Origin of the sequence: Maribacter sp. PR1, assembly GCF_028464145.1 — a bacterium.
In the GTDB taxonomy this organism is placed as follows: domain Bacteria; phylum Bacteroidota; class Bacteroidia; order Flavobacteriales; family Flavobacteriaceae; genus Maribacter.
In genome coordinates, this window is record NZ_JAQPCG010000006.1 from 299,545 (window position 1) to 317,510 (window position 17,966).

16 protein-coding genes are annotated in these 17,966 nt (G+C 38.4%); 14 read left to right on the forward strand and 2 right to left on the reverse strand.

What is annotated here, in order from left to right:
* Positions 1-4: 4 nt before the first annotated feature.
* Entirely contained in the window at positions 5-754 is a 750-nt protein-coding gene (locus PP182_RS14030) for a DeoR/GlpR family DNA-binding transcription regulator (RefSeq protein WP_272651896.1), read from the reverse strand.
* A 196-nt stretch (positions 755-950) separates the two neighbouring features.
* Between PP182_RS14030 and nagB the strand changes: the two genes are divergently transcribed.
* The 8 genes from nagB to acs are packed head-to-tail and all read left to right on the forward strand — an operon-like array spanning position 951 to position 12,404.
* The gene (nagB, locus tag PP182_RS14035; RefSeq protein ID WP_272651897.1) at positions 951-2,876 is read left to right on the forward strand and encodes a glucosamine-6-phosphate deaminase; all 1,926 of its coding nucleotides are present in this window, start codon (positions 951-953) and stop codon (positions 2,874-2,876) included.
* Between the two features lie 51 nt (positions 2,877-2,927).
* Positions 2,928-4,463, forward strand: a complete 1,536-nt coding sequence (locus PP182_RS14040) for a glycoside hydrolase family 10 protein (protein WP_272651898.1) — start codon at positions 2,928-2,930, stop codon at positions 4,461-4,463.
* Positions 4,447-5,712 carry an MFS transporter gene (locus PP182_RS14045; RefSeq protein ID WP_272651899.1) on the forward strand — a complete coding sequence of 422 codons (1,266 nt, stop codon included), beginning with the start codon at positions 4,447-4,449 and terminating at the stop codon, positions 5,710-5,712. The genes PP182_RS14040 and PP182_RS14045 overlap by 17 nt, the downstream gene beginning before the upstream one ends.
* A gap of 1 nt (position 5,713) precedes the next feature.
* The gene (locus PP182_RS14050; protein ID WP_272651900.1) at positions 5,714-7,279 is read left to right on the forward strand and encodes a glycoside hydrolase family 3 protein; all 1,566 of its coding nucleotides are present in this window, start codon (positions 5,714-5,716) and stop codon (positions 7,277-7,279) included.
* A 45-nt stretch (positions 7,280-7,324) separates the two neighbouring features.
* Positions 7,325-8,401 (forward strand): anhydro-N-acetylmuramic acid kinase, encoded by a 1,077-nt coding sequence (locus tag PP182_RS14055; protein ID WP_272651901.1) that lies wholly within the window; start codon positions 7,325-7,327, stop codon positions 8,399-8,401.
* Positions 8,402-8,445: 44 nt separating this feature from the next.
* Positions 8,446-8,706, forward strand: a complete 261-nt coding sequence (locus PP182_RS14060; protein WP_272651902.1) for a DUF4212 domain-containing protein — start codon at positions 8,446-8,448, stop codon at positions 8,704-8,706.
* A gap of 60 nt (positions 8,707-8,766) precedes the next feature.
* Positions 8,767-10,461, forward strand: coding sequence for a sodium:solute symporter family protein (locus PP182_RS14065; RefSeq protein WP_272651903.1), 1,695 nt, complete (start codon positions 8,767-8,769; stop codon positions 10,459-10,461).
* A 35-nt stretch (positions 10,462-10,496) separates the two neighbouring features.
* Positions 10,497-12,404, forward strand: a complete 1,908-nt coding sequence (acs, locus tag PP182_RS14070) for an acetate--CoA ligase (RefSeq protein WP_272651904.1) — start codon at positions 10,497-10,499, stop codon at positions 12,402-12,404.
* Positions 12,405-12,406: 2 nt separating this feature from the next.
* Here acs and PP182_RS14075 read toward each other — a convergent pair whose 3' ends face one another.
* Positions 12,407-13,627: a multidrug effflux MFS transporter gene (locus PP182_RS14075; protein WP_272651905.1), complete on the reverse strand. Its 1,221-nt coding sequence runs from the start codon at positions 13,625-13,627 to the stop codon at positions 12,407-12,409.
* A gap of 112 nt (positions 13,628-13,739) precedes the next feature.
* Here PP182_RS14075 and udk point away from each other — a divergent pair, with 112 nt between their 5' ends.
* From udk to dapB, 6 genes are all read left to right on the forward strand, one after another.
* A complete protein-coding gene (gene udk, locus PP182_RS14080; RefSeq protein WP_272651906.1) occupies positions 13,740-14,354 on the forward strand; it encodes a uridine kinase in 615 nt (204 codons plus the stop codon).
* Positions 14,354-14,689, forward strand: coding sequence for an FtsB family cell division protein (locus PP182_RS14085; RefSeq protein ID WP_272651907.1), 336 nt, complete (start codon positions 14,354-14,356; stop codon positions 14,687-14,689). The genes udk and PP182_RS14085 overlap by 1 nt, the downstream gene beginning before the upstream one ends.
* A gap of 173 nt (positions 14,690-14,862) precedes the next feature.
* A complete protein-coding gene (locus tag PP182_RS14090) occupies positions 14,863-15,636 on the forward strand; it encodes a ParA family protein (RefSeq protein ID WP_272651908.1) in 774 nt (257 codons plus the stop codon).
* Between the two features lies 1 nt (position 15,637).
* Positions 15,638-16,546 (forward strand): ParB/RepB/Spo0J family partition protein, encoded by a 909-nt coding sequence (locus tag PP182_RS14095; RefSeq protein ID WP_272651909.1) that lies wholly within the window; start codon positions 15,638-15,640, stop codon positions 16,544-16,546.
* Positions 16,539-17,195, forward strand: a complete 657-nt coding sequence (locus PP182_RS14100) for a DUF5683 domain-containing protein (RefSeq protein WP_272651910.1) — start codon at positions 16,539-16,541, stop codon at positions 17,193-17,195. Before PP182_RS14095 ends, PP182_RS14100 begins: the two co-directional genes overlap by 8 nt.
* 58 nt (positions 17,196-17,253) lie before the next feature.
* The gene (gene dapB / locus PP182_RS14105) at positions 17,254-17,955 is read left to right on the forward strand and encodes a 4-hydroxy-tetrahydrodipicolinate reductase (RefSeq protein ID WP_272651911.1); all 702 of its coding nucleotides are present in this window, start codon (positions 17,254-17,256) and stop codon (positions 17,953-17,955) included.
* Positions 17,956-17,966 lie beyond the last annotated feature (11 nt).

Here is a 17,966-nt window from a genome sequence, read left to right on the forward strand (position 1 = left end):
CTTCTTACAAGATTTTGATATCATGATTTCTAAAAACTTCTAAAACCCTATCCGTGGGATCCAATTCAGTAATCATGGTGTTAATTGAGTTTATATCGCAAGTTTTAAATCGATGTTGCGAATTTAATTTTTCCGAAATAGATAGTAAAACTGTTTTCTTCGCGGCCTGTATAACAGCTTTTTTTACTTGTACAATATCCCAATCGAACTCGGTAAGCCCATAAACCGCATCAACATAACCAGTACCAATGAAGCTATAGTCCACCTTAATTTCCGATAAATTATGAATTGCATTGGCACCAATAGAAATTTGTGCCTCTTTGGAAATTTGTCCACCAATGGAGATTACCGTAACATTAGGTTTATGGGATAATTCCATGGCCACAGGCAAGCTTATTGTAAAGCAGGTTAAATTTAAGTTATCTGGAATCAACCGAACCAATTCCAAACATGTAGTTCCACCGTCGATAAAAATAACAGCACCATCTTTTAATAAGGTAATGGCCTTCTTTGCTATAGCAATTTTATCGTTTAACGCATAAATATGGTTGTTTCTACTATTACTATTCGTAAAGCCCAAGGAAATAGCGCCTCCATGTACCTTTTTTAGTTTTTTTTCAGCATCTAATTCCTTTACATCCCTACGGATGGTATCTATGGAAACATCTAAAGTTTCAGCGATATCCGTTAACAATATTCTATTGTGTAGTTCTACCTCGCTTAAAATTGTTTGCTGACGCTCTTCCTTCAACATAATACTTCATTAAATAGGATAATTCGGCAAAGATAATCAAAATTTTATATTTGCCGTTTTATACCGTTATATAGACTTTTTAATCTAAAATATATTTATAAACGCAAAAAACTGCATTAAAAAATAGCAAAAAACTGCAAATTATGATTTTTATGCCTATATTTGCATGATTTTAAATATCAAATTATCACACAGTATGAAGACCACCATTGTAAAAAAGAAAACAGACATAAGCCACAAACCTATTGGTCAATTTGAAGAGACCCGTTTTGAAAAAATCCATAATGTAATTTTCTCCGACTCCAATGAGGCATCCATTCGAGTAGCGGAAGAAATTGCCGAACTGATACGAAAAAAGCAAAATCAAAATAGAACCTGTGTATTAGGTTTGGCCACAGGCTCCTCTCCTATTCGCGTGTACGAAGAATTGGTGAGAATGCACAATGAGGAAGGGCTTAGTTTTCAAAACGTGGTAACCTTTAATTTGGATGAATATTTGCCCATGGAAAAAAGTAATATCCAAAGCTATCATTACTTTATGCATGAGCACCTGTTTAATCATATAGATATAGACCCGGAAAATGTCCATATACCCGATGGTACGGTTTCACCAGATGAAACCGTTGCATATTGCATTGATTATGAGAAAAAAATAAAAGATTTTGGAGGATTGGATTTTCAATTGCTAGGTATCGGTAGAACTGGGCATATCGGTTTTAATGAACCCGGGTCGCATTACAATTCTGGAACTAGAGTAATTACATTAGACCATATAACTAGAGTGGATGCCGCTCCTTCCTTTTTAGGAATTGCAAATGTGCCAAGGAAGGCTATAACTATGGGGATTTCTACCGTCAGAAAAGCTCGAAGGATAGTGTTACTAGGTTGGGGTGAGAACAAGGCGGAAATCATAAAAAAAACAATAGAGGGCGACATTTCTTCCCATGTACCCGCCACTTACCTACAAAATCACGCTAATTGTACCTTTATTTTGGACACTGGTGCGGCTTCAGAACTTACAAAAAACAAAACACCTTGGTTAGTAGATGCATGTGAGTGGACCGAGGAATTAAAGGCTAAAGCAATTATTTGGCTCTGTGAGGAAACTGGTAAAACCGTACTAAGTTTAACCGATAAGGATTACAATGACAATGGTATGGCAGATTTGCTTTCCAAGGAGGATTCATATGACTTAAACATTCAAATCTTTAACAAATTACAACACACCATTACAGGATGGCCAGGAGGTAAACCCAATGCAGATGACACAAACAGGCCAGAGAGAGCTGAACCTGCCAAAAAAAGAGTTATCATTTTTAGTCCCCACCCAGATGATGATGTCATATCGATGGGAGGTACATTTGATAGGCTTGTGGAACAAGGTCATGAGGTGCACGTGGTGTATCAAACTTCGGGTAACATAGCTGTTTCAGATGCCGATGCGCGAAAATTTGCGGAAATCTCCATGAATTTAAATCCTTCGGATAAGGCACAAAAAATTATAAACTCCATCACGCAAAATAGCGATAGTCAAGTAGATTCCCCTGAGCTACGAAAACTTAAGGGGGATATTCGCAGATCGGAATCCTATGCGGCTACCAGGTTTATAGGATTAAAGGATGCAAATGTCCATTTTTTGGATTTACCGTTCTATGAAACGGGAACTATAAAAAAGAATAACCTTTCGGAAGAAGATATCGCATTGATGACGGACATAATTAAACAAATAAAACCTCATCAAATATACGCTGCAGGTGATCTGGCCGATCCGCACGGGACGCATAAAGTGTGTTTGGATGCCGTTTTCGAATCTTTAAAGCGTTTGAAGTCAGAACCGTTTATAAACGACTGTTGGCTTTGGTTATACCGGGGAGCTTGGCACGAATGGGATATTAATGAAATAGAAATGTGTGTCCCTATGAGTCCAGGTCAAGTACTTAAGAAAAGAAATGCCATCTTCTGTCATCAATCTCAAAAGGACGGTGTAATGTTCCAAGGAGACGATTCTAGAGAGTTCTGGATGAGAGCGGAGGAACGAAATAGGGATACGGCGAATAAATATAAGGCCTTGGGGTTATCTTCCTATGCCGCCATGGAAGCTTTTGTGAGACATAAGTTTTAGAACCTTTCAAAAAGGCCTATTTTCGAATTAAATAGGCCTTTATTTTTTATTATGCCAAGAAAATTTTTGGGAGTTATCCTCCTTTTATTCCTTAATTCCTGTGGTATTTTCAAATCCAACATACCGCAACCCAAAACTGAATTTAGGGGCGTTTGGATTGCTACTGTGGTCAATATAGATTGGCCTAAAAACGGGCTGGATTCCGTTGAAAAGCAAAAAAAGGACTATCTTAAAATTCTTGATTTCTATCATGACTTGAAATACAACGCTGTGATTGTACAAGTACGGGCTGCTGGGGACGCATTTTACAAATCCGAACACGCACCATGGTCCAGATTCTTAACAGGTAAAGAAGGTGAAAACAACAAGTGGAATGAAGACCCCTTAGAGTGGATGATTCAAGAAGCGCACCAAAGGGGAATGGAATTCCATGCTTGGTTAAACCCCTATCGGGCTACATTCGATTTAAATACCGAAATACTCAGCGATAACCATGATTTTAATGTCCATCCAGATTGGATGGTTCAATATGGAAGTAAATATTACTATAATCCGGGCCTACCGGAAGTACAAAACAAAATCACCTCCATCGTTGAAGAACTCACTGATAAGTATAATATCGATGGCGTGCATTTTGATGATTATTTCTATCCTTATACTATTCAAGGCGAAGTCTTCAACGATAGTATTACCTTTTATAATTGCGCCAAACCTCGACAGTCTTTGGCCGATTGGAGAAGAAGCAATGTAGATAGCCTAATAAATAAAAGTCATACCGCAATAAAAAAAGCAAAACCAACAGTTCAATTTGGGGTTAGCCCGTTCGGAGTTTGGAAAAATAATGCTACGGACCCAAGAGGTTCCTACACCAAAGCAGGACAGACAACGTTTGAAAATCTTTATGCCGACCCCCTTATTTGGATGGAAAATGGTTGGTTGGATTATCTGGCACCTCAGATATATTGGAGTATGGACTTTCCCGTTGCATCACATAAAATATTGGTGGATTGGTGGGCCAAAAACAGTAGCAGTAGCAATACCAACATCTATATTGGCAACGGTGCATACAAAGTTAGAAACAACAGCGATAGTGCTTGGGATAATAAAAAAGAACTACCTAATCAATTTAGGTTGGCACGCCTTACTCCAGAAATTTCTGGAAATATCGTTTTCAGCGCTAGGTCGCTTATGGAAAACAATTCCGATGTCGTTTCTTATTTAAAAAGGAAATATTACAAATGGCCAGCTTTAACACCAACCTCACCTATTGTTGATGCCCCATTGGAAAAAATAAATATCATTGGGAAGGTGCAGACCAAGAACGCCATTCAATTGACTCTTAATAAACACGATAGATTTCAATTTGCCCTTATTTACAAATCTGGTAAAAAATTAAGTCCAGAATTAAAACTCAAGCATCTACAGGATAAAATATTCATAGCTCCCGATTCCACTACGATATTAATTCCTGAAAAAATAGTGAAGCGCAATTATTTTGCGATAACTTTTTTGGACCATTTCGGTAGGGAATCTGAACCTACAATTATAAATTTAAAGAAAATTAGTGGGTATGGTACAAAAAGATAAAGGTGCCTGGGGATGGGTCCCGTTATTATATTTTACTCAAGGTCTACCTTACGTATTAGTGGTTACCGTTTCTGTTATCATGTATAAAAAATTAGGGGTAAGTAATACCGATATAGGTCTTTACACGAGTTGGTTGTATTTACCCTGGGTACTAAAACCACTTTGGAGCCCATTTGTGGACCTAAAGGGCACCAAGCGAAAATGGTTCCTTATTATGCAATTGATTATTTCCATAGCTCTGTTTGGAGTTGGCCTTAGCATATCTACCAATATGTTTTTTATCACCACATTAGCTTGTTTTTGGATGGCAGCCTTTGCCTCTGCCACGAATGATATTGCCTCTGATGGTTATTACATGATTGGACTAACGGAAAAAAAACAATCGTTTTTTGTGGGTATGCGAAGCACCTTTTATCGGTTGGCCATGGTCACCGGTGAAGGGTTAATTGTTATTATGGCAGGTTTTCTTGAAAACAAGTATGGTGATAATTCCAAGGCATGGAGCATCACAATGATAGCTACTGCAGTATTAATGTTGTTACTAACAATTTCAAATTTCCTGGTCGCTCCTAAATACGAATCTGTACAGAGCGAAAATCAGGAAAAACCAAAAGGCTTTTTAGAAGTTTTCGCTTCCTTTTTTCAAAAGAAAAATATAGGTATTGCTTTGGCCTTCATTTTGACATTCCGTTTGGGAGAATCTCAATTGGTTAAAATGGCTGCTCCATTTATGCTTGATAGTACAGAGAAAGGTGGGTTGGGCTACTCAACAGAACTTATCGGTACCATTTTTGGTACAGCCGGTGTAATCATGCTATCGGTCGGTGGTATTTTAGGCGGTATCTTAATTTCAAGGGACGGATTAAAAAAATGGATGCTTCCAATGGTACTTTCCCTAAATCTTCCTAATATCTTGTACGCTATATTGGCCATTACCAAAACAACCCATGTGGTTCCAGTAGCCGCAACAGTGATGTTCGAGAAGTTTGGATATGGGTTTGGATTTGCTGCGTTTTTAATGTATTTAATTTATATAGCCGAGGGAAAATCCAAAACCAGTCATTATGCCATTGCCACTGGATTTATGGCCTTAGGGATGATGTTACCTGGAATGATAAGTGGGTATATGCAACAATGGTTGGGCTATGATGGTTTCTTTATCTGGGTCGTAATTGCAGCTTTACCCGCATTGTTCCTATTAAAATATATTAGCTATCCTCCTGAATTTGGTAAAAAAACCAATACCTGATATGAATAAAATTCCGCCTTTGGATATTGCTAAAACTGAATTGAGCACCATTGAAAAAATAGGTCAGTTTTTTATGCCTGCGGCATTCATCAATGATACTGAGGAAGAAATTAAGGCCTTGGAGACATTGATCAAAAAACATGGAATCGGCGGTATTTGTTTCTTTCATTCCAGAGCCAGCGCTGCGACCAATTTTGAAGGCAAAAAAAAGGTTGTTAGAAATGAAGCGAGTTTAAAAACCCTTAAAGGCTTAATAAAAAGATATCAAGCGGCCTCGAAATATCCATTATTAATTGCCATTGATGCTGAATGGGGATTGGCCATGCGTATTGAAAATACCCCCCAATATCCGTATGCAATAACACTGGGTGCAATAGTGAATGATGATGATGAACTAATCTACGAGGTTGGAAGAAATATTGCTAGAGATTGCATTAGTGCAGGTATTCATTGGAATTTAGCACCCGTCGTTGATATTAACAACAACCCAAATAACCCCGTTATTGGGTACCGATCGTTCGGTGATAATAGGGAGCAGGTCTATACCAAAGCGGCGGCATTTATCAGAGGGACCGAAAGTTTAGGAGTTTTAACCAGTATTAAACATTTTCCCGGTCATGGAGATACCGCTGTGGATTCACATCTGGGAATTCCGATAATCAACAAGTCTAAAGAAGAACTGCTCCAAAATGAACTCTACCCTTATCAAAAAATTATTGAAGAAGGAGTAGATTCAGTAATGGTGGGTCATCTTTCCATTCCTGCTTTGGCCAATGGAAATGAAACTCCGGCAAGTATTTCAAAGGAAATAATAACGGGATTTTTAAGAGAGGAAATGAGATATACAGGTGTTGTTATTTCAGACGCCTTAAACATGCATGCCGTATCGAAAGACTACCCTGTACCGGGCGAATTGGAATGGTTGGCCTATGATGCCGGGAATGATGTTTTATGTTTTTCAGAGCATGTAAAAGAAGGTATCCAAAGCATTACCAAGAACAGCTCTACGCAACAAATTGAGGAAACTTTTTCCAGGGTTTGGAATTTGAAACGCAAGGCCATTAAAAATCCTATACTAAATAAGCTTGGGGAGCGCTACGGTCATTCTAAATTGAACAGGAATATAGCAGAGGAAAGTATAACATTATACCACGGAAAAGAAAATACCATTGAAAAATTTAGTAACACTTCATTTTGTACACTTACCCTTGAACGAAAAGATGTTAATCAAAACGCAATTGAAATTCTTGAGTTCCTAAAAACTGCTGAAAAGGAAATACAGGAAGAACAAAATATCTTGTTATTACTTACCCCACCTAAAGTAAAACCAGCCAGCAATTTTGGTTTTTTGGATAAGGAAATCGAATTTATCAATAACATGATTTCATCTAAAAACGTAGTGCTATACCATTTTGGAAACCCATATGCACTTAAACTCTTTGAGACCGATAAATCACTTGCCACTGTAATTGTGTATCAAGATTTTAAGGAGTTTCAAGATGTTGCCGCTAATCATTTTCAGGGAAGGATTAAGGCAAAAGGGGAATTACCGGTTTCTTTAATATAAAAATTTAAAATTGATTCATTTAACCTAAGTCCTAATTGGAATAAAATGAAAACATATAAAATAATTGGAATGATGTCGGGAACCTCCCTGGATGGACTCGACCTTGCGTATTGTCATTTCTGGAACAAAAAAAACAAATGGGAGTTCGAAATTAAGAACACAAAAAGTATTTCCTATAGCTCAGAAATGCAAAAGGAACTCAAAGACGCTATTCATTTATCTGCGGAAAAACTAATTCAACTTCATAATAATTACGGTACCTGGCTTGGAGAACAAGCATTGAATTTTATTTCTGAAACTAATTTGGAGGTAGATTTTATTGCAAGCCACGGACATACCTCTCATCATAGACCAGAGCTAGGAGTTACCTTTCAATTGGGTTGTGGGCAACATTTGGCCAATGCTTCAAAAAAAACTGTCATATCCGATTTTAGAAGCAACGATTTGGCCTTGGGTGGTCAAGGCGCACCCTTGGTACCCATAGGAGATCGCCTTCTTTTTGGTGAATATGATTTTTGTCTAAATCTAGGTGGGATCAGTAATATTTCTTTTGAATTGAAAGGAAGGCGTATAGCCTATGATATAGGACTTGCCAATATGATATTGAATTATATCACCAGAAAAATAGATTTGGATTACGATGAAAATGGAACACTTGCCAGATCGGGCACTATTAATCCAAAGATGTTAAAAAAATTGAACGATTTATCCTATTACCTACTTCCTCACCCTAAATCCATAGGGTATGAGTGGTTTTTGGAGGAGGTGGTGCCCATCGTAGATGTAACCAAGGATAGCACCGAAAATCTACTCCACACCTCAGTACATCACATCTGTGAAAAAATTGCCCAACAAGTGGCCTTGAATGCTAATAAAAACCATCAAAAATTATTCGTCACCGGAGGAGGGGCCCTAAATACTTTTCTTATTGAAACTTTAAAACAAAAATTGGATTCTAAAATTGAAGTGGTAGTTCCAGAAAAGATATTAATAGAATTTAAGGAGGCACTCGTTTTTGCATTTATGGGAGTACTAAGGTCTGAAAGGGAAATCAATGTGCTTAAAACGGTAACAGGTGCTAAAAGAGATTCCTCAAGTGGTGTTATTTTCTTACCTAACTAAAGTATTTTCACTAAATTTCTATGCAAATTAGATAATTCCTAAAAATGTCGGACAAACAAAAGAAGGCTACTGCTTACTGGAAAGAAAACGTTAAGTATCTATTTATTCTATTAACCATTTGGTTTCTGGTATCCTATGGGGCAGGAATTCTGTTCAAAAATGCACTTGACTCTATTAAAATAGGTGGTTTTAAACTCGGCTTTTGGTTTGCACAACAGGGTTCAATTTATGTATTCGTGATACTTATTTTCGTTTATGTTCACCTTATGAATAAGTTGGACAAAAAATATGGTTATAATGAATAAGTTAAATCATTCAATAAAGTAAAAATCCATATTTAGGTCAACCGATCAAACCACAAAATTATGAGTGTTCAAATCTGGACGTATCTATTAGTAGGAATAACTTTCGCCTTATATATAGGGATAGCAATTTGGTCACGAGCCGGCTCCACCAAGGACTTCTATGTTGCAGGAGGTGGTGTTTCCCCTCTGGCCAATGGAATGGCCACTGCAGCAGACTGGATGTCGGCTGCCTCTTTTATCTCTATGGCGGGTATTATAGCTTTTGCTGGATATGATGGCTCCGTTTACCTAATGGGATGGACTGGCGGTTATGTACTTTTAGCATTATTATTGGCGCCGTATCTCAGGAAGTTCGGAAAGTTTACGGTCCCTGATTTTATTGGAGATCGCTATTACTCCAAAACGGCAAGGATTGTTGCGGTGATTTGTGCACTTATCGTTTCTTTTACTTATGTAGCGGGTCAAATGCGAGGGGTTGGCGTAGTGTTTTCCAGATTCTTGGAGGTCGATATAAATACAGGTGTAATAATTGGGATGATAATCGTGCTATTTTATGCAGTTCTAGGAGGAATGAAAGGTATAACCTACACGCAAGTGGCTCAATACTGCGTCCTCATATTTGCCTTTATGGTACCGGCCATTTTTATTTCGATTCAGATGACGGGTAATCCAATTCCTCAATTGGGTATGGGGTCCAAACTATCGGATGGTTCAGCTACCTTTTTACTGGATAAATTGGACGGACTTTCAACCGAATTAGGTTTTAACGCCTATACAGATGGCACAAAATCAATCGCAGATGTTTTTGCCATTACTTTGGCCTTGATGGTAGGTACGGCCGGCTTACCCCACGTTATCGTGCGTTTCTTTACCGTGAAAAGAGTAAAGGACGCCAGAAAATCTGCCGGTTTGGCATTGTTACTTATTGCCATTCTTTATACCACAGCGCCCGCAGTATCGGTTTTTGCAAGGACCAATATGATTAAAACTGTGAGTGAAAAAGAATACAGTGAAATGCCGGCTTGGTTTACGAATTGGGAAACCACTGGATTGCTAACATTTGAGGACAAGAATAAGGACGGTAAAATCCAATATGTTGCCGATGCCAATAAAAATGAGTTAATCGTGGATCGAGACATTATGGTATTGGCCAATCCAGAAATTGCAAATTTACCACCGTGGGTAATAGCTTTAGTAGCTGCAGGTGGTTTAGCCGCTGCCTTGTCAACTGCCGCCGGATTATTACTGGTTATTTCGGCCTCCGTATCCCATGATCTTATTAAAAAAGTATTTAAACCGAATATTTCCGATAAAGGAGAATTATGGGCAGCTCGTATGGCGGCTACCGTAGCTGTCGTAATCGCTGGGTACTTCGGAATTAATCCCCCGGGCTTTGTTGCCGCAGTGGTAGCCTTGGCTTTTGGTCTTGCCGCTGCTTCATTTTTTCCGGCTATCGTACTGGGTATTTTTTATAAAAAAATGAACAAGGAAGGTGCTATCGCCGGAATGGTCGTAGGTACTCTTTTAATGTTATTTTATATGACAAAATTTAAATTTGACTGGTTCGGGGGAGGTACATCGGAGGATTGGTGGTTTGGGATATCTCCAGAAGGATTTGGAAGTATTGCCATGGTGGTCAACTTTTTAGTCTCCATTACGATTATGAAATTCACCCCACCGCCACCAGAAAATGTGCAAGAAATAGTAGAAGATATTAGAATACCAAGCGGAGCAGGTGAAGCAACAGATCATTAATTATTTATTATTTTAGTTGAAATCAGAATTTAGAAATGAGTAACTATCACATCAAACATTTAGAGGAATATTATCAAGTCTATAGAAAGTCGGTACGAAATCCAGAAGCCTTTTGGGAAGAAATAGCCGAGGAGCATTTTGTATGGCGAAAAAGATGGGATAATGTATTGAGTTGGGATTTTTCCAAACCTGAAATTAAGTGGTTTGAAGGTGCCCAATTGAACATCACCGAAAATTGTCTGGATAGGCATATACCTACACGGGGAAATAAAACGGCTATTATTTTTGAACCGAACGACCCAAAGGAAGAGGCAGAGTATATTACCTACAGACAATTACATGAACGTGTGTGTAAAATGGCCAATGTACTTTTGGAAAAAGGAATCAAAAAAGGAGATCGCGTTTGTATCTATTTGCCCATGATCCCGGAATTGGCAATTTCCGTATTGGCCTGTGCCCGTATTGGGGCAATTCATTCGGTGGTCTTCGCTGGTTTTTCTTCCAATGCTCTGGCTACACGAATAAACGATTCTGATTGTAAATTAGCCATTACCTCCGATGGTTCCTATAGAGGGTCCAAAACCATAGATTTAAAGGGGATTGTGGATAAAGCACTTGAAGCTTGCCCTGGAATTGAAAATGTTTTGGTAGCCAAAAGAATCAATAGTACCATTGAAATGGTTCCCGATAGAGATCATTGGTTGCAACCTTTATTGGACGAGGCTTATGGAGATAATGTAGCCGAAATTATGGATGCAGAGGACCCGTTATTTATTCTTTATACTTCCGGCTCAACGGGCAGACCAAAAGGCATGGTACATACCACTGCGGGATATATGGTCTATACGGCATATACCTTCAAAAATATATTTCAATATAGAGAGCACGATGTGTATTGGTGTACTGCAGATATTGGGTGGATTACGGGTCACTCCTATATTGTTTATGGTCCACTAGCTAATGGAGCAACCACGGTTATGTTCGAAGGTGTTCCCTCCTACCCTGATTATGGGCGCTTTTGGGAAGTCGTCCAAAAACATAAAGTGACCCAATTTTATACAGCACCAACGGCCATAAGAGCTTTGGCCAAAGAGAACTTGGAGTTCGTTGAAAAGTATGATTTATCCAGCCTTAAAGTCCTAGGCTCGGTTGGAGAACCTATCAACGAAGAAGCTTGGCATTGGTATAACAATAATGTAGGTAAAAAAAACAGTCCTATCGTAGATACTTGGTGGCAAACCGAAACAGGCGGTATTATGATAAGCCCTATACCCTATGTTACTCCAACGACCCCAACATACGCAACTTTACCTTTCATTGGTATTCAACCGGCGCTGATGGACGAAAATGCTGAGGAAATTAAAGGCAACCAAGTGGAAGGTAGATTATGCATAAAATTTCCTTGGCCTTCCATAGCCAGAACTATTTGGGGAAATCATGAAAGGTATAGAGACACCTACTTTACGGCCTATGAGAATATGTATTTTACGGGCGATGGTGCATTAAGGGATGCCGTAGGCTATTACCGTATTACAGGAAGGGTGGATGATGTAATCATCGTTTCTGGACATAACTTGGGAACCGCTCCCATCGAGGATTCCATAAATGAGCATCCTGCTGTGGCAGAATCTGCTATTGTTGGTTTCCCTCACGATGTAAAGGGAAATGCCCTCTATGGATACGTAATCCTGAAAGAAACTGGTGAAGGTAGGGACAAGAACAATCTAAGAAAGGAAATCAATCAACAGATTACAGAGCAGATTGGACCCATTGCAAAACTCGACAAAATTCAATTTGTATCAGGATTACCGAAAACACGAAGTGGTAAAATCATGCGGAGGATACTACGGAAAATAGCAAGTAACGATACTTCAAATCTTGGGGATACCAGCACCCTATTAAATCCTGAAATTGTTCAGGAGATAATGGACAATGCCCTTTAAATTTATTGATATGCCCGGTTACTGGCAAAGAGTGGTCTTGTTTTAAATGCTATGAACAGGGCCACTGAAAGTAACCCACAAACCCCGAGACCTGCGAACAAGGCCCATACAGAATCTGTAATATATTTTCCAATAAATATGGAAATAGGTATCGACAATACGGTGGAAACGAAACCTGTTATTGCGGCACCAATCCCAGCGATATGACCAATAGGCTCCATGGCAATGGATCGCATATTACCCCAAATAAAACCTAAACATAAAAATAGTACCGAAAGAAAACTGAGTAAAACAGGAACACTAGGATCAGGACTGTTCCAGAATAACGCGCTATATAATAACGCGATTGCCGTATATGTTGAAAGTGCTACAAATGAAAGGTTTCTCATACCAAAACGAAGTACCAGAGTACCATTCATCAAGGTAGAAAGACCAATGGAAATAGCCAGTCCAGCAAAAATTAAAGTAAAGCTGTCAGCAAGTCCGTACAGCTCTTCAAAAACATGTTGCGCAGAACTCAAATAAACCAAAAAGGAACCTGTTATCAACCCTGAAATTATTGTACATGAAACGGTTTCCCTGTATCTAAATATCTCTTTAGTTCCTTCAATGAATACGGATGCTTTAAAAGCTACCTTATATTCTGGTTTTAAGGTTTCCTCCTGTCTTTTGTAGAACCAGATACAAACGACCAAAGCAAAAAATAATTGGGCATAAAAAATACCTTCCCATCCGGAAAAACTCATAATTGCCTTGCCAAAAGCTGGCGCTACTACAGGTATTAGGATAAAAAAGGCGGTGACAAAGGACATTATTTTTGCCATGTAATCTCCCCGATACGTATCCCTTATAATAGAAATACTTATGGTCCTAGGAGCCGAAAGCCCTACCCCTTGAAGAATTCTACCAATAATCATTATTTCCAAATTAGGAGCCAATAGACATATGACGCTGGCAATTGCAAACACTACAAAACCCATATAAACGATTGGCTTTCTTCCCAAACTGTCGGATATCGGGCCAAAGAAAAGTTGTCCTACCCCAAGACCCAAAAAAATCATGATAATCAGCAACTGGTTCTGAGTTGGGTCCAAGCTATTTATGGCAATTCCAATATCTGAAATAGCCGGTATCAAAGCATCTATCGTTAAAGCGACAATAGACATTAATGAGGCCATTAAAGCGACAAACTCGAAATTAGGTTTTACATTTTCATTCTGCATGGTGCAAAAATAAAGCTTAAAGCCAGAAGGAACGTTATCTAATCTTCAATTTTAAGTTTTGGCCAATTTTGATGTTCAAATATGTATTTTTGATCTAAATATTTTTTCGAATATGTTGATCATAGGAATTGCAGGAGGTACCGGCTGTGGTAAAACCACAGTGGTAAATCAAATCATTAATGAGTTACCGAATGAAGAAGTTGGGGTAATTTCACAAGATTCCTATTACAATGACCTATCTCATCTTTCTTTGGAGGAAAGACGAAAGACAAATTTCGACCACCCAAACTCCATAGATTTTAAACTATTGGAAAAACATTTAAAAACTTTAAAATCCGGTGAATCCATAGAACAACCCGTATATTCTTTTTTAGAGTGTAATAGAACAGAAAAGACAGTTCCTACCCACCCGAGAAAGGTTATGATCGTCGAGGGAATTCTTATTTTGACCAATGCAGAAATAAGAAATATGTGCGATATTAAAATTTTTGTGCATGCGGATACGGACGAACGTCTGATAAGGAGACTAAAAAGAGATGTAAACGAAAGAGGTTGGAACTTGGATGAAACCTTGGATAAATATCAGCGTGTAATAAAACCTATGCACGATCAGTTCATTGAACCCACAAAGGAGTATGCCGATATTATCATTCCCAATAATAAATACAACACAGTTGCCGTTGAAATTGTAAGAAGCATTATTAATGAAAAACTGGCAGAAGCTTAATGGGATTCAAGGAACTTAAAAAGAAAAAGTGGTTTAAGGTACTGACCAATATTTATGTATTGGTTCTCACCGTTTTTGTAATATGGATGGTCTTCTTCGATACCAACTCCTTATTGATTCATTTAGAACTTAAGCGAGAAATCAATAAACTGGAAAAAACTCAGGAATTTCTAAAAAAGGAAATTGCCAAGGACAAGGAGGTAATCGAAAAATTATCCGACGAAGACGAGTTGGAAAAATTTGCCCGTGAGGAATATTACCTAAAGAAAAAAAATGAGGAAATTTACCTAATAGAATATGAGGATAGTCTCAAATTGAAGAAAAAAAACGAATAACTGTCCTCAAAACTAAGTTTCCACCCCCTTTATCATTTTCATTCTAAAGTTTTGATATATAAAACTTTAACGCTATTTTAATGAAAAGCTTTTGGTTATTCACCTAGTGTTAACAAAATCCTTTTAACAGCCCCACAAATAATCGTATTTTTACACCCTAACTTACTTTGAATATGGGCAAGATAATTGCTATTGCAAATCAGAAAGGTGGTGTTGGTAAGACTACAACTACGGTTAATCTGGCTGCCTCGCTAGGTGTGCTGGAAAAGAAAGTTTTACTGATTGATGCCGACCCCCAGGCGAACGCAACATCTGGACTAGGTATTGATGTGGAAAGTGTTGAATTGGGAACCTACCAACTACTGGAACATACCAAAACCGCTAAAGAAGCTGTAATCCCTACAACTTCTCCTAATGTAGATTTAATACCAGCCCATATCGACTTAGTGGCTATTGAGATTGAATTGGTTGATAAGGAAGAAAGGGAATATATGATGAAAAAAGCCATCATAGAACTTAAGGATGATTACGACTATATTCTTATAGACTGCGCACCATCCTTAGGCCTTTTGACGCTAAATGCCTTAACCGCTGCGGATTCCGTAATTATACCCATTCAGTGCGAATACTTCGCCCTGGAAGGCTTGGGTAAACTTTTAAATACCATTAAAAGCGTTCAGAGAATCCATAATCCACAATTGGATATCGAAGGTATGCTATTAACGATGTACGATTCCAGATTACGCTTGTCCAATCAAGTAGTGGAAGAAGTTAAGAAACATTTTGGGGATATGGTCTTTGAAACCATTATTCAGCGCAATGTTAGACTTAGTGAAGCCCCTAGTTATGGAGAAAGCATTATTAAATATGATGCCTCCAGCAAAGGTGCTACCAACTATCTTAATCTAGCCAATGAGGTAGTAAAGAAAAATAAGCAGACAGTATAAGATGGCAAAAGCAGTAAAAAAACAAGCTTTGGGGAGAGGTCTTTCAGCTTTATTGAAAGATCCCGATAATGACATTCAATCTGCAACGGATAAAAATGCCGATAAGGTTGTAGGAAACATCATTGAATTGGATTTGGAACATATTGAGGTTAATCCATTTCAACCCCGTTCCAATTTCAACGACGAAACACTACAGGAACTCGCAACCTCCATTAGGGAGTTGGGTGTTATACAACCAATAACGGTAAGAAAACTTGGTTTCAATAAATATCAGTTAGTCTCCGGAGAGAGAAGGTTTAGGGCCTCTAAACTTGTCGGTTTGGAAACTATTCCTGCCTATATACGTATTGCCAATGACCAAGAGTCACTGGAAATGGCCTTGGTGGAGAATATTCAGCGGCAAGATTTGGACCCCATAGAAATAGCCCTTTCTTACCAAAGGCTGATCGATGAGATAAATTTGACCCAAGAGAAACTTAGTGATCGTGTTGGAAAAAAGCGTTCGACCATTGCGAACTACCTAAGACTACTAAAATTAGACCCTATTATACAAACCGGTATGCGCGATGGTTTTTTAAGTATGGGACATGGTAGAGCTTTAGTAAATATCGATAACCGGCAGGACCAGATTTCACTGTATGAAAAGATAGTGGGTCAAAACCTTTCGGTTAGGGATACGGAAAATGCCGTTAAAACCTATCACCAGAAAGATACTTCCAAGCCGCCCAGTAAAACTTCATCCAAAAACGAAGCACCAGTATATATAAAATCGGGAGTAAAAGAGATTGCAGAGCATTTATCCGTAGGTGTCAATGTTAAAACTTCGGGAAAGTCCAAAGGAAGTATTTCCATACCTTTTAATTCTAAGGAAGAATTTGAGCGTATTAAAAAGTTAATTACGGGTGCATAAACTCCTAGCTATATCTTCTATACTATTTTTTCTGGCTCTTTCAGCATATTCGCAAGAGGAAGAAGATGTGCTAGAAAATAAAGAAGTAGACAGCCTTTCCAATTCATTAAGTACCGATGTCTTGGTCATAGAGGATTCAATTTCCCAAAAAAAGAAAAGAAATATAAATCCTTTGGCCCCAAGTAAAGCCGCCTTCTATTCGGCAGTTTTTCCTGGACTAGGTCAAATCTATAATAAAAGGTATTGGAAAGTACCGCTCGTATATGGGGCAATTGGAGGCAGTATTTATGCCTATACCTGGAACAATGATAATTACCAACGGTTCAGAACCGCCTTTAAAAGGAGGCAGGCTGGATATACAGATGACGAGTTTTATGACCTTAATGGAGACAATGCTTCTGGAGCTCCACCGGATTTGGATTTGGACGATTTAGAAAATCAGCAAGAACGTTTTCAACGAGACCGTGATCTATGGTTGGTGGTTGCCATTGCTGCATATGCCCTTAATATTATAGATGCCAATGTGGATGCCCACCTAAAGCAATTTAATATTGATGATGAATTAGCTTTTGATTTTGAACCTTTTCTTGACCTTAATTCCGTCACGAACGATCCAACGTACGGAATGGCATTAACCATAAAATTTTAATCATGATGTTAAATGGCAAATTACAACTGAATTGTAATAGAGAAATAAATTTGTAAGGATGAAGATAGCACTATTTGGCTACGGTAAAATGGGAAAAATGATTGAGCGCCTTGCCATTGAGAAAGGACATGAAATTACCGCCAAGATTGACTTAGGTACTGAGAAAATTGACTTTACCAATGTTGATGTCGCCATTGATTTTAGCACACCAGATGCCGCCTATGGAAATATTACAAAATGTCTGGAGAACAACACTCCCATAATTTCCGGAACAACCGGTTGGCTGGATAACTATGGGGATGTCGTGCAACTTTGTAAGCACAAAAAAGGTGCTTTTATCTACGCTTCAAACTATAGTTTAGGAGTAAATATCTTTTTTGAACTCAATGAATATTTAGCAAAAATGATGAAGAGCCTTTCTCAGTATAAAGTTTCTATGGAGGAAATTCATCATACCCAAAAGTTGGATGCCCCAAGTGGAACCGCTATTACTTTGGCTGAAGGTATTATTGAAAATTCTAATTATACAGGTTGGGAACTAGACCAAGGTGGTAATCAACAATTATCAATTACTGCCAAAAGGATTGGAGATACACCGGGAACACATTCTATTGATTATCAAAGCCCGGTAGACAGTATAGAAATTAAACACACGGCACATAATAGAGAAGGATTTGCCCAGGGTGCGGTAATAGCTGCCGAATGGATACTTGGGAAAACAGGTGTCTTCACTATGAAAGATGTGTTAAACCTTGGTTAAATAACGTAACA